At 60.2% G+C, this 13,690-nt stretch carries 9 protein-coding genes; 6 read left to right on the forward strand and 3 right to left on the reverse strand.

Translation table 11 applies throughout. From position 1 onward, the window contains the following. The first annotated feature begins 37 nt into the window (after positions 1-37). From KGA96_RS10605 to KGA96_RS10625, 5 genes are read left to right on the forward strand one after another with little or no spacing between them, the layout of a single operon-like run. Positions 38-1,750 (forward strand): DUF2138 domain-containing protein, encoded by a 1,713-nt coding sequence (locus KGA96_RS10605; protein ID WP_223512731.1) that lies wholly within the window; start codon positions 38-40, stop codon positions 1,748-1,750. Continuing rightward, on the forward strand, positions 1,747-2,385 hold the full coding sequence (locus tag KGA96_RS10610) for a DUF1175 domain-containing protein (RefSeq protein WP_223466775.1): 639 nt from the start codon (positions 1,747-1,749) through the stop codon (positions 2,383-2,385). The genes KGA96_RS10605 and KGA96_RS10610 overlap by 4 nt, the downstream gene beginning before the upstream one ends. After that, complete coding sequence (locus tag KGA96_RS10615) at positions 2,382-6,941, forward strand: alpha-2-macroglobulin family protein (RefSeq protein WP_223512734.1); 4,560 nt, start codon at positions 2,382-2,384, stop codon at positions 6,939-6,941. Before KGA96_RS10610 ends, KGA96_RS10615 begins: the two co-directional genes overlap by 4 nt. Continuing rightward, entirely contained in the window at positions 6,919-8,562 is a 1,644-nt protein-coding gene (locus KGA96_RS10620) for a DUF2300 domain-containing protein (protein ID WP_263286953.1), read from the forward strand. Before KGA96_RS10615 ends, KGA96_RS10620 begins: the two co-directional genes overlap by 23 nt. Positions 8,563-8,565: 3 nt before the next feature. Then, positions 8,566-9,378 carry a YfaP family protein gene (locus tag KGA96_RS10625; protein WP_223466781.1) on the forward strand — a complete coding sequence of 271 codons (813 nt, stop codon included), beginning with the start codon at positions 8,566-8,568 and terminating at the stop codon, positions 9,376-9,378. On the opposite strand, the gene KGA96_RS10630 is transcribed toward KGA96_RS10625, so the two are convergent. Further along, positions 9,365-10,540 (reverse strand): sensor domain-containing diguanylate cyclase, encoded by a 1,176-nt coding sequence (locus tag KGA96_RS10630; RefSeq protein ID WP_046041657.1) that lies wholly within the window; start codon positions 10,538-10,540, stop codon positions 9,365-9,367. The two genes, KGA96_RS10625 and KGA96_RS10630, sit on opposite strands and share 14 nt — an antisense overlap. A gap of 238 nt (positions 10,541-10,778) precedes the next feature. Between KGA96_RS10630 and KGA96_RS10635 the strand changes: the two genes are divergently transcribed. Next, positions 10,779-11,792: a YhcG family protein gene (locus KGA96_RS10635; RefSeq protein ID WP_046041658.1), complete on the forward strand. Its 1,014-nt coding sequence runs from the start codon at positions 10,779-10,781 to the stop codon at positions 11,790-11,792. Between the two features lie 305 nt (positions 11,793-12,097). On the opposite strand, the gene KGA96_RS10640 is transcribed toward KGA96_RS10635, so the two are convergent. Both KGA96_RS10640 and ppa read right to left on the reverse strand, forming a co-directional pair. Further along, a complete protein-coding gene (locus tag KGA96_RS10640) occupies positions 12,098-12,844 on the reverse strand; it encodes a helix-turn-helix transcriptional regulator (protein WP_046041659.1) in 747 nt (248 codons plus the stop codon). 229 nt (positions 12,845-13,073) lie between these two features. Continuing rightward, the gene (gene ppa / locus KGA96_RS10645; RefSeq protein ID WP_007990564.1) at positions 13,074-13,601 is read right to left on the reverse strand and encodes an inorganic diphosphatase; all 528 of its coding nucleotides are present in this window, start codon (positions 13,599-13,601) and stop codon (positions 13,074-13,076) included. Positions 13,602-13,690: the final 89 nt, after the last annotated feature.

Consider the following 13,690-nt stretch of genomic DNA (forward strand, 5'->3'; position numbering starts at 1 on the left):
ATCCCCGCTCCACGGATGAACATCGGGTTTTGTGAACATGAGTGATAGCACTGTTACTCCGGCCGCTGGCGCACCAGCGGCCAAATCTTCCCTGCATTGGCCGACGCTGCTGATCGGGATATGCCTGGTCGTTGGCGTGGCTGCTGGGTTGGGGTGGTTCATGCACAAACCCAAGGCCCCAGCGCCTGTGTTGGCCAGTGACAAACTGGGCATGAGCCGCCCGGATGGCCTGCTGGAAACCCATTCCCTGAGCCAGTTGCCCAAGGACCTGCTGGCGGTGCCGTTCCTCAAGGAAACCCTGACCGAAGACTTCGTCTTCTATTACGAAACCCATGCCGACCGCCTGGGGTTGATCGGCAGCTTGCGGCGAATCATCTACGAACATGACCTGAAACTGCAGGACACCTTGATCGAGCAACTGTTCGATCAACCGGCGGACGTAGCGTTGTGGCGCGGGGCGGATGGGCGGCTCAAGGATTTCCTGCTGGTGATGGATCGCGGCGGGCTGGCCAAGGTGCTGGAGCCGCTGGCCAAAGTGGCGCTGGACGACTCGCAGTTGAGCAAAGTCGCTGACGTGAAGGTCGGCACCGACGACGTGGGGCTCTATCAACTCAGTTACAACGCGAGCAAGGCGCTGCTGTTCGCGTCCCATGGCGACAAATTGGTGGTGCTGTCCAATCCGGCGAAACTCTACGATCCGCAAAGTGGCGCAACGGAAGAATCGGGCAGCGTGTCGACCACGGCCATTGCCGCGTTGCTCAATGGCGACAAACTGTTCCCCGAAGCCTTCGGCCTGCCACCTCGTACGCCGGAGGTGAAACAACGCCTGTCGGTGAATGCCAGCGTGCTGGCCATGGGTTATCAGCGCTTCATTCCGAATTTCGCCGGTCTGCGTTTCGACATGGACGACAAGGGCTGGCACAGCTTCCTGGCCATGGATGAACTGGAGAATCAGCCGGACTTCGATTTCAAACCGATCTGGCAAGCCATGCCCATGGGCGCCAGCGCTTGCGTGGCGTTGCCGCTGGCTGCCGAGCAACAGAAACCGCTGCTGGTGAAACTCGGTGCCGAGGAGAAGGTGGCTCAGGCGCTGACCGAACACATGGCCGGCGCGGCGGGCCTGTGCTGGTATGCCGATTCGCGGTTGTATACGCCCTTGCTGGTGGCAAGCCTCAACGATGACGACAGCGGCAAACTCGATGGGGATTTGGGCAGCCTGTTCGGCTCGATGGTCGGCGCCTACGAGAGCAATGTCGAAGAAGGGGCCTTCCCGGTGGCGGAAAAACAGGAAGGCCAGAGCCACCAGTGGCAACGTCAGGTCAGCTCCAGTTTCGGTCCCTATGCGGCCAAGGACGCTCAAGACCCCGACGCCATCACCGGCAAGGCGTTCATGAAAGTCAGTCTGGCGCGGCATGGTTCGACGCTGCTGTTTTCCCTCGACGACAAGCTTGTGGACAAGGCCCTCGGCACCCTCGACAAACGCTTCCCGCCGATGGCCGATGTGGTGCCCAAGGATCTGCTGATGCCGGTCTATTTCGGCCCGGATTCCATGGCGCAACTGATGCAGCAGGAAACCCTCGACAGCCTGCCCCAGGACATGGAGCCGGTGTTCTACAACGCCGCGCAAACCTACCTGATCCCGAAACTGCGCAAGCTCGGCGGCTACGGTAAATACGCCCTGACCTTGCCCGAAGGCAGCGAGCCGGACGGCCACTGGCAGTGGCTGCCGCTGGAGTGGAAAGCCCTGTGACGGCATTGATCCGAAGTCTCGGCCTGCTGGCGCTGTTGCTGAGCGCGGGTGCCCGCGCTATCGAGGCGCCGTCGCTCGACCCACAGCAATCCCAGGTCTTCCGTGCCTGGTTCGTGCGCATCGCCCAGGAGCAACTGAGCCAGGGGCCGAGCCCCCGTTGGTATCAGCAAGACTGCGCCGGGCTGGTGCGCTTCGCCGCCAATGAAGCGCTGAAAGTCCATGACGACAAATGGCTGCGCAGCAATGGCCTGTCCAATCGTTACCTGCCGCCGGAGCTGCAACTGAGCGACGCCCAGCGCGGTCTTGCCCAGCAATGGCAGCAGGGCGGCGGCAAGGTCGGGCCATACGTCAATGCAATCAAATTGATTCAGTTCAACAGCCATCTGGTCAGCCGCGATGTGTCTCAAGCACGCCCTGGCGACCTGATGTTTTTCGATCAGGGCGACGACCAGCACCTGATGATCTGGATGGGCCGTTACATCGCCTATCACACCGGCACCAGCACACCCACCGACAACGGCATGCGTTCGGCAAGCCTGCAGCAACTCATGACATGGAAGGACACCCGATGGATACCCGACGCAGCCAACCCCAACTTCATCGGCGTCTATCGACTGAATTTTGTTTCCCAATGACCGGTGCCCGCATGCTGCGTTTTCTGTCTCTGATGTTGGTATTGGTGCTGCCGTTCTCGGCGGTTGATGCCGACGACTCGGTCCCGTCCAGCGGCTATGCGCCGGTGGCCGGCGAGAGTTTTTTCCTGCTGGCCGACAGCAGTTTTGCCAGCGATGAACAGGCGATGGTGCGTCTCGAAGCGCCGGGCCGCGACTATCGCCGGTTTCGCATGGAGCCCTACGGAGGCGCCGACATTCGGGTGTATCGCATCGACAGACCGCTGGATTTTCTCAAGCGCCAGAAGAACCTGCATCGAGTGGTCAGCGATGGCCAGTTCAAGGGTGAAGGTCTGTCGAACACCCTCGCTTACCTGTGGGATAACTGGTATCGCAAATCCCGTCGGGTGATGCAGCGGGCGTTTTCCTACGAGTCGCGTAAACAAGTCACCGAGGAAGTGCCGGAACTGAAGATGGGCAATGCGATGGCCGCGCCAACGCCCTACGATGCGCAGCCGCAATTCGCGCTGATACCGGGTTTGCCGGTGGTCAGCCAGTTCCGTTATCCGTTGTGGCAGGCCAAGCCGATCCAGCCACCTGCGGGGGTGATCCTGGCCGGTTCTTCCAGCGAGTTCGTCAGCGTCGCGCCCGGCAACGTGTACATCCCGTTGGGCAATCTCAAACCGGGTCTGTATCTGGTGGAAGCGCTGATCGGCAAATACCGCGCGACCACCATGGTGTTCGTCTCCAACACCGTGGCGGTGAGCAAGATCGCCGGCGACGAATTGCTGGTGTGGGCCGCGCGCAAACACGAAGGCAGTTCGGTGCCGAAGGTCAATGTGCTGTGGACTGACGGCCTCGGCGTGATGAGCAGTGGCGCCACGGATGCCGATGGTTTGCTACGCCTGAAACACGTCAGCCCCGAGCGTTCGTTCGTGATCGGCGAGGACGAAGAGGGCGGGGTGTTCGTCTCCGAGAACTTCTACTACGACAGTGAAATTTACGACACTAAACTCTATGCTTTCACCGACCGGCCGCTGTATCGGCCGGGGGACTGGGTGTCGCTGAAAATCGTCGGGCGTGAATTCAAGAACGCGCGGGATTCGGTGCAGCCAAGCGCGGCCGACGTCAATGTAACCGTGCTGGATGCGACCGGTACGGCACTGCAATCCCTCGATCTGAAGCTCGATTCCAAGGCTGGCACCCAAGGCCGATTCCAGTTGCCGGACAACGCCGTGGCCGGTGGATATGAACTGCGTTTCAACTACAAGGATCAGGCCTACAGCAGCGCCTTTCGCGTCGCTGAGTACATCAAGCCGCACTTCGAGATTTCGCTCAATCTGGTCAAGCAGGATTATCGTACTGGCGAGCCGGTCAAGGGCAACCTGGTGCTGCTGTACCCGGACGGAAAACCGGTGGCCAATGCGAAGTTGAGCCTGAGCCTGCGTGCCCAACAGCTGTCGATGGTCGACAACGAACTGCAATACCTTGGGCAGTTTCCGGTGGAACTGACCAGCACCGAATTGACCACCGACGCCAAGGGCAATGCGTCCCTCGATTTGCCGGCCGCCGACAAACCGAGTCGTTACATGCTCACGGTGTTTGCCAGCGACGGTGCGGCGTATCGGGTCAAGACCACCAAGGAAATCCTCATAGACCGCGGCGCGGCGAATTTCCGCTTGAGCGCGCCTCGGCGTTTCAGCGCGGTGGGTGACAAGGTTGCCTTCAGCTACACCCGCGAAGGCGAGCAGGTCGACGCCGTTACGCCAGGCAGTTTCAGTTGGGTACGCCTAGAGGACCAGAGCACCGGCGAAGGCAAACTCGCGGCAACCGACAAAGGTTTCACCCTGGCCTTTGACCGGCCGGGCACCTACAACCTGACGCTCAAGGATGATCATGGCCGGGTGGTCGGCGCCACCGGCCATTCGGTTACCGGCGAAGGTGTCAAAGCCGTACCCGGCACCGTGGAAATCGTCCTCGACAAGCCCGAGTACATTGCAGGCGATGAAGCGCTGGCGCTGATCACTTTCCCGGAACCGGTCAGCGATGCACTGCTGTCTCTGGAGCGCGACAAGGTCGAAGCCACTGCGCTGCTGTCCAGGGGAGGCGACTGGCTGAAGATGGAAAAGCTCAGCGATACCCAGTACCGCGCGCGCATCCCGGTGAAGGAAGGTTTCGCGCCGAACCTGACGTTCTCGGTGCTGTACACCAAGGGCGGCCAGTACAGTTTCCAGAACGCCGGCATCAAGGTGGTAACGCCACAGATCGACGTGGCCATCGCCACCGATAAAGAAACCTACCAGCCGGGCGAAACCGTCTCTGTAGACCTGACCACCCAGTTCGCCGGCAAAGCGATTCCCGCGCACCTGACGGTCAGCGTGGTCGATGAAATGGTCTACGCCCTGCAACCTGAAGTCGCGCCGAGCATCGACCAGTTCTTCTATCACCCACGCCGCAACAACGTGCGTACCAGCGCCAGTTTGTCGTTCATCAGTTATGACGTCGCCTTGCCGGGCAGCCCCGGTGCACCGGGCAAAGCCAATCGCAGTGAGCGGGGCGTGAAGGTGTTGGAGCGACCCCGTCGTGAGGATGTCGACACCGCTGCGTGGCAACCTGAATTGCTGACCGATGCCAACGGCAAAACCCGCTTCACCTTCAAGATGCCCGACTCCCTGACCCGCTGGCGCATCACTGCCAGGGCCATTGCCGATGGCGGTCAGGTCGGGCAGAAGAAGCAATTCGTGCGCTCGGAAAAACCGCTGTACCTGAAGTGGAGCGGCCCGACTCGATTCCGCGCTGGCGACAAACCGGAGCTCGGTGTGTTTGCTTTCAGCCAGGCCGAGAAACCGGTCAAGGCCGAACTGGTCACCCATTTCGCCGGCAACGAACAGCGTGTGCCTGTGACCCTGAACAGCGGCATCAACTACATCCCGTTGCCGACCTTTGAACTGGCCAATGGCGAGTGGAGCGCCGAACTGGTGCAGGATGGCAAAACCGCTGATGCCCTGGCGGTACACTTGAGCGCGACCGGTGAAGGTTGGCAGGTGACTCAAACCCAGAGCCTTGATGCGGGTGAGGGCGATACGCCGCTGACGTTGCCGGCAGACGCCAGTGATATCCGCCTGCGTCTGGACGACAGCCCGCAAGCGTTGTTCCGTTCTGCACTCGACGATCTGCTGAGCTACCCCTACGGTGGCGTCGAGCAGACCGCCAGCCGCCTGTTGCCGTTGAGCATTGCCTACCCGACGCTGGCGGCGAATGCGCAGATCCGCGATCGCCTGCGCCTGATCATGCAAAACAGTCGCTTGCGCCTGGTACAAATGGCCGGCCCTTCGGCGAGCTTCACCTGGTGGGGCATGGACGGCGAGCCGGATGCCTTCCTCACCGCCTACGCTTATTACGCCGACTGGCACGCCAGCCAGGTGCTGGAACTGAGCCTGCCGCCGGAGCATTGGCAGCGGGTGCTGGAGGTCTACGCCAAGCAGGCGAAGAACACGCCGCTGTTGCAGCGGGCGCTGATCCTGTCGTTCGCCAAACAAATGCAGTTGCCGGTCAATACCTTGCTCAGTGGCTTGATGGATGACCTGGCGAAAGCGGGCGAGGGCACTGCCGCGAACCTGATGGAAGACGGCGAAGACAGCCTCGTCATGAGCGATCCGGATTCAGCCTTGGGGCTGGCGGGCGCACGAGTGCTGACGGCATCGCTGGCCAGGCAGGCGAAGGTCGCATTGCCGGATGCGTTCAACCGTCAACTGGCCGACGCACAGCAACGTCTGGCGGTCAGTTCCCAGCCGTTTGCCGAAGCGCTGAACCTGTCGCTGCAACCCTTCGATCAGGCTCACGCCCAGGCCTTGCTGCAACGCCTGTTGCCGCAGCAATCGACCCTGGAACGTGCATTGGCACTCACCTGGCTGCAACGCAGCATCGAGCAGGCATCGCCCACCATTGCATTGGCGCCTGGTGAAGGCTGGAAGAAGCAGTACGGGGTTTCTGGTGAGATGTATTGGACGTGGCAGGGGCCTGCGCCAGTGCCGACGGTATTGACGCTGACCGGCGCGCAAGAGCGTCCGCTGCGCGCTGCATTGAGCTACCGCAGCCAACAGCCGGCGGTCGATCCGATGGCCGTGACCATCACCCGTCGCCTGTCGCGACTGGTGCCGGGGGATGAAGCCTTCACCTTCAAACTCGAAGCGGTCGGCAACGCGTCGTTGTCCAGCGACAACCTCTATCTCGATGAAGTGATCGTCACCAGCAAAGCCGCCAGGCCGTTGCGCTATGGCCTGCTGGAGGTGCCGCTGCCACCGGGTGCCGATGTCGAACGCACGACCTGGGGCATCAAGCTCATGGGCAAGGCTGGCACCGAACCGACATCGCTGGAGAAGGCGCGATTCGAACCGGGGCAAATGGCTTATGCCGTTCCGGTCGATGCCTTGAGTGGCGAATTGCGCCTGCGGCACTTGGTGCGTTTCTCGCAGAAGGGGCAGTTCAACTTGCCGCCGGTGCGTTTCACTCAGGTTTATGCGCCGCAGCATCAGGCGCTTGAACAAAAAGCCGCCCTTGGCCAGGTCACGGTTCACTGACGTGCACAGGCTGCTGATAGGTTGGTTGCTGTGTTTGATCCCTGTGCTGGCAACGGCGCAGGACGAACCTTTGCGCCTGGCCTTCAAGGGCGATTTGTTGTCGCTGAGCCGAACGCAGGTGATCACCCGCGAGCCATTGCCGCCGACCTTGCAGACGCCACTGGGCAGTGTGTGGAAGTTGTTCGTCTACGCCTGGCTGGTGGACACCGGCGCGCGCGAGCCGGCTTACGAATGCCGCGGGCAGTCGAAAGAAGAGGTTTATTGCTGCACGGCGGGCGGCAGGATCGAGCGTGATCAGGCGTTGGTGAAGTCATGCGGTCTGTATTTCGAACCCGCGCGGCTGGGCATTCGTGATGCCGACTGGCGAGCCTATTGGCAGGCGCGGCAGGCGCCGCAATGGTTGCTGGATTTGCCTTCGTTGCAACCAGCTACCCGGGTTTCGGTGGCGGAACTGTTGAAGGTGTTGGCCGTGCTGCCGGCGCAGGATCAAGCCCGGCGAGTTTTGCTCGATGTGCTGCTCAATGCCGCTGATGGTCATGTCGTCGGCGAACTCGGCAGCCGCCTGCGGGTGAAGACCTGGAGCTGGCTGGCGGATCAGGATGCAACATCGCGTCAGGGCGGGTTTGCCGGTTGGACGGCGGACGGTACCCCGGTCTGGGCCGGTGGACGCGGTACCAGTCAACGGGTACTTCGAGATTACGCGCAGGCACTGTCTACGGTGATTCCTGTTGCATGGCCTACGGATGCAGGGCAGTGCGTAGAGGTCGACCTGTTCTCCCGCTACCCACTTCGGCGCGTGCTGTCAGGGAACGGTGTGGTGTCCTCCGGGGCGTTGCAGGGTGATTACCGCGTCGAATTCGCCAACGGCAATGGGCTGGATATCCACAGCGACGGCGAACTGTTTCTGCTGAACCACAAGCTCGTGGCTCGTCTGGATCGCGAAGAGTACGTCGCCCGCGTTCTCCAGCGCGAAGCCAGTGCCGAACCGGTCGAGGCCGCCAAAGCCCTGACCGTGGCCATTCGCACATACTTGCTGCAAAACGCCACGCGCAGCGGTGACTGCCTGAGCATCGACGACAGCAGCAGCCGCCAGCGGGTCGCACCGCGTCCGGCGTCGTCCGAGTCTCGCGATATCGCGGCGTGGACCAGCGACCTGGTGCTGGCCGGCAGCACCGTCACCTACCATTCCGATCAACCCGGACCGGACAAATTGTCCTGGCAGCAAGCCGTCGAACAGGCCCGTGCCGGCCAGCGCTACGACGCCATCCTGCTGCACGCCTACCCACGCGCCAGTCTCAGTCGCTGGGACAACCCGGTCGCGTCCTGCGAAGCGTTGCCCGCCGCACAAGAATGGCTGCAGAAACAACGGCGCGGCTGGCGCCAGAAACTTGAAAGCGAAACCGGCTACAGCGAAGTCAGCACCTTCGCCGTATGCCGCCTGGCCTTCGGCCGCCCCTATGTCGACCGCGAACGTCTGCGCATCTACGTGCGTGGCGCGCAGACAATGCAAGACCGCCTCGACCTGACCCATGAATACCTGCACCTGGCCTTCGAAGCACATCCCAATGGCCAGGATGAAACCTACATCGAAGGGCTCGCCCGCCACCTCTTGCTGGAATAGTCCATGAAGCTCCGTTATCCACAGGTCTTGCTGTTGCTCTGTTCGCTGGTGGCGTTGCCATCGGTGATGGCGGCTGACAGCGTCAAACTCGACACCCCCGCAGGTGGCTGGCGCACCGGCGCGCCTGAGGGCGAAGGGGAAAACTTCCGACAGACCGTCAACTACCCGGCCTCGTCGGTGAATACCCCGGCAGGGCAGGCCAACACCGCTCGCATCAGCGGGCAGATCAAGGCCACAGCCAAATCCACAGACCCCGGCCGGCTGATCGTCAACGGGGTGAGCATGCCGCTGAAAATCGACCCGGCCGGCCGCTTCGATCGCCCGTTCTCATTCCCCAACGGCAGCAACAGCGTCGAGGTTCGCAGCCCTGATGGCCAACAACGTCAGCGCACGCAATTTCTCAACAGCAGCGGCGGTGCGACTCCGGCCAAATTGCGCGTTTTGTTGTCCTGGGACAGCGACAACACCGACCTCGACCTGCACCTGATCACCCCCGACGGAGCGCACATCTGGTACGGCGACCGGGTCGCCCCCAACGGCGCCGCGCTCGACGTCGACGTCACCACCGGCTACGGCCCGGAAATCTTCGCCATGCCCGCGCCGATCAAAGGGCAATATCTGGTCTACGTGAACTACTTTGGCGGCGGCTACAGCAGTGATGAAGAGGGGCAGGAAGACGCGGTCCAACCGCTGACCACGGCGCAGGTGACGGTGATTACCGAGGAAGGCACGCCGAGCGAGAAGATGGAAACGTTCCTGGTGCCGATGCGCGCGGTGGGGGAGCTGACGTTGGTGAAGTCGTTCAGCTATCCGTGAGGTTGAGGTACAACTTGCGCAGGGTTTGCACACGATTGCGCCCGTGATCCTTGGCGCCATACAGGGCTTCATCCGCCTGTGAAAGCAGGCTCGAAAGCTCGTAGCCCGACTCGCCGGTGGTGACGACGCCGATACTGACACTGAGTATCCCCGGCTCCAGCAGCGACAGCCGGGAAAACGCCTGACGGATGCGTTCAGCCACCTGAACCGCCTCCTGCTCATCCGCCCCTTTGAGCAGGCAGGCAAACTCTTCTCCCCCGATACGACCGAACACATCGTGATTGAGCAGGTTGCCTGTCAGAATCCGGCTGAACGCGATCAGTGCCTGATCCCCCATCGGATGGCCAAAGCTATCGTTCAGGCGCTTGAAGTGATCCAGGTCGCACAGCAGCAACGCAACGGGTTCTGCCCGGCGCTTGCAGTTGGTCAGCAATTGTTCACCGTGCGACATGAAGGCGCGACGGTTGCCGATCCCTGTCAGCGGATCACAGAACGCGGCAGCTTTGAACTTCAGCTCCGCGCGCTCCTTGACCATGGCCAGCGTCACATAAGCGATCCCGATGACATACAGCATGGATTCGAACAGCATGAAGGAGAAAAAACGTACGCCATCGCCGATGCCTGACAGCGCTTGATCCAGAGGCAGGCTCTTATCGATCACGCTGCGAACGATATAGAAAGCCGTGTGCAGCAGCGTCAGAACCAGCGCCGGCATGTACGCGACTTCAAGCTTTTTCCGGCTGCGCCAGAACTCCGATGCCGTCAGCACGCCATAACCGGCCGTCAGCAGTGAATACACCACGACTCGCACGGGCATGGCGTCATAGAACGCCGGGATAAGGCACAGGATCAGCCAGATGCCGGCGCCCGCGAAAACTCCCGGCAGCGAAGGCGCGCGCCCGACAAATACGCGCATGGCGGTCCAGTTCATCGCTGCGCTCAGCAACAGAGCCATGTTGCCGAAAATCAGCGGGATAACATCGACCCCACGACCCCGCCAACTGACCAGCACCACGCCAAGGGCAGCCAGCAGCATCATTGCACCCAGATAAGCCAGAGGCCGCTCACGGGTTTCACGCCACCAGGCGTGACAGGTCAACAAACCCATCAGAATGAAAACGAAGACCGAGACTACCAGCAGGGTCGGGATGTGCAGATCCATTGCGAAGGTTCCCGTTGAGCTTGAAAGCGAAGTCCGACCGGCAGAGCTTCTCCGGGGTAAGGGTAGCGGTCTTTGGACTGGGTGGATTTAGCATCGGCCATTTTGGCTTGGCAAGTGTTCTCTGGGTGGGATGGAGGCTTATTAGCGTTGTTTCATGCAGAAATACATTGTGAATGTTTCTGCGTCGGTATCAGGAGTAATTGAAAGGGCCCTCCAACCGACATGGAAATGCCCTGACGTGAATGATCTTCGTAGCGATACCTCTCTCGATTCTGCTTTCAACGAAATCACCCAACTGATTGTGACCGCGCGACAACGCGCCATGCAGGCGGTCAACACCGAACTGATTGAGTTGCACTGGCAGGTGGGGGCCTACATCAGTCGCAAAATTGAAGCGGCGGAGTGGGGTGATGGGGTGGTGGCACAACTGGCTCAGCACCTGGCCTATACGCAGGCTGGATTGCGGGGGTTCACCCGTGCGAATCTTTTTCGCATGCGCAAGTTTTACGAGGCTTATAGGCATGACGCAAAAGTCGCAGCACTGCTGCGACAATTGCCCTGGACCCAGAATCTGATCATCCTCAATCAGAGCAAACGCCCGGAAGAGCGTGAGTTTTACCTGCGCATGGCAATCCAGGAAAAGTGGTCGAGCCGCGAACTGGAACGTCAGTTCAAGGCGGCTCTGTTTGAGCGTTCAGTGGTCAGCCCGGCAAAAGTCTCAGCACCGCTGCGACAAATTCATCCCCAGGCCCTGGACGTGTTCAAGGATGCCTACGTGGTCGAGTTTCTGGCTCTGGAGCGTGGTCATGCAGAGACAGACTTGCATGGAGGCCTGCTGCACAAGCTCAGGGATTTTCTGATCGAACTGGGCAGGGACTTCTGCTTTGTGGGTTCGCAATATCCGTTGCAGGTAGGTGGACGGGACTTTGCGCTGGATCTGTTGTTTTTCCACCGTGGGCTGAACTGCCTGGTGGCGATCGAACTCAAGGTCGGGCGCTTTGAGCCGGAATACTTGGGGAAGATGGATTTTTATCTTGAAGCGTTGGACCGTAATGTCCGCAAGCCACACGAAAACCCGGCGCTCGGTGTATTGCTGTGCGCGAGCAAAGAGGACGAAATCGTCGAATACGCCCTGAACCGCTCACTGTCGCCTGCCTTGATCGCGGAGTACCACACCCAATTGCCAGACAAGAAACTGTTGCAAGCCAAGCTGCAGGAGTTTTATGCACTGAATACTGAAGGGGTTGAGTGAGTTTTGTTGTGAATCACTTTCGTTCAGGCATTAAAAAGCCGGCTTGTGGCCGGCTTCTCGGGGACTGGCTTGGATCATTTTTGGTAAACCGCGCCAGCCTTCAAAACGTACACCCGGATCTTGCGTCCGGCTGTGGGACCTGGTGAGAAAGTCATCTGTCAGGCCAGAGCATCTGAGCCGCAGGGCGGATCGATGCGCAAATGTGGGGCGCAGCATACGCAGGTTTGATGGAAATTCCCAGCGGGAAGTGCCGGGCAGAGCCGTTTGGCCACCCGGGTGGGCGGCCGATGGGCGTTCTGGAGTGCTTAAAGAAACGGCACCGTCGGCCGTCGTTTGTTCAGGGTCGACCACCAGAATACCCAGCCCAGTACCCTGATGTTCTGCTCTTCGATTTGTGCGGTCCTGAATATTTCATCCGGGTATTCGGCGCGGTTGTGGCTGCGCAGTCGCAGGGAGTTGCCCGGTAGTCGGTGCAGGTACTTGATGCGCAGCATGCCGTCATGTTCGATGGCGTAGATCTCGCCATCGACAATCTGGGTCAGGCCACGGTCAATCGCCAGGGTTGAACCGTCTTCGATTTTCTCACCCATGCTGTTGCCGCTCATCAGGGCGCAGATGGCGTCGGCGTGGTTGATTTCCAGGGAGTCGAGGTGGCTGCGGGGCAGACGGATGGATTTCTCGGAGTCTTCTATGACGTGGGTTTTGTTGGAGCCCGGGGCGGTGACAGCTTCCTTGAGGAATGGCAGTTCGACGTCGACAGGCTCGATGACCGTGTAGACACCACGGATGGTCTGGGCATCGAAGGTGTTGCCGGTTTCGTCGAGCAGGCGCAGATGTTGGGCATCTTTCGAGCCTTCACCGGTTTTCAGCCAGTCGCTGCTGACGGAGAGTTTTCGAGCGACTTCCTCCATGCAATGGGCAGGCACACCGCGGGTGTACCAGTTATGTACATTTTGCGGAGCCGTATCCAGGAATTCGGCAAATCCGGTGGTCGTGATGTTCGCTGCTTCGAGGAGCGCTTTGAAGCGTGGGCCGCTAGTGTTCTTTTTCATGAACGCGAGTCTACTGGCGGCTAACAAGGGTTTGAATAAACGCCTCGTTCAAATTTCGCGGGAAATTTACGACTGGATGTAAGACGCTCTTGGGGAATTTTAAACAAGCAAAAACCATTGGAGGGTCTATTTAAACGGGGTGTTTGGCGTGCTTATCAAGCACCCACAAAAAACCCCGGATTACCCGGGGTTTTTCTTGCCGCTTACAGCTAAAAGCCAGCAGCCGAGCTTAGCCTTTGTAGGCAGCAACCGACTTGGTGATCGCTTCGCGGGCGGCGTCTGCGCCGGCCCAGCCTTCGATCTTCACCCATTTGCCTTTTTCGAGATCTTTGTAGTTCGCGAAGAAGTGCTCGATCTGCTGGATCAGCAGCGCTGGCAGGTCGGTGTATTCCTTCACATCGACGTACAGCTGGGACAGCTTGTCGTGTGGGACTGCGATGACTTTGGCATCACCGCCGCCGTCGTCGGTCATGTTCAGGATGCCGACCGGACGGGCGCGGATCACTGAACCTGGAGCAACCGGGTAAGGGGTTACGACCAGCACGTCGAGGGGATCACCGTCGTCAGCCAGGGTGTTCGGGATGTAACCGTAGTTGGCCGGGTAGAACATTGGGGTGGCCATGAAACGGTCAACGAACAGGCAATCGCTGTCTTTGTCGATTTCGTATTTGATCGGCGCGTGGTTGGCCGGAATCTCGATCGCGACGTAGATGTCGTTCGGCAGGTCTTTGCCAGCCGGAATCTTGCTGTAGCTCATTGGGCGTTGCCCCCGTTAGTTGACCAAAAACACTTGGCCGGATTGACCAAAAAGTGGCGGCGATTATAGGCATATTCCCGTGTCGACGC

It is taken from the genome of Pseudomonas sp. GL-R-26 (assembly GCF_019947365.1).
Classification (GTDB): domain Bacteria; phylum Pseudomonadota; class Gammaproteobacteria; order Pseudomonadales; family Pseudomonadaceae; genus Aquipseudomonas.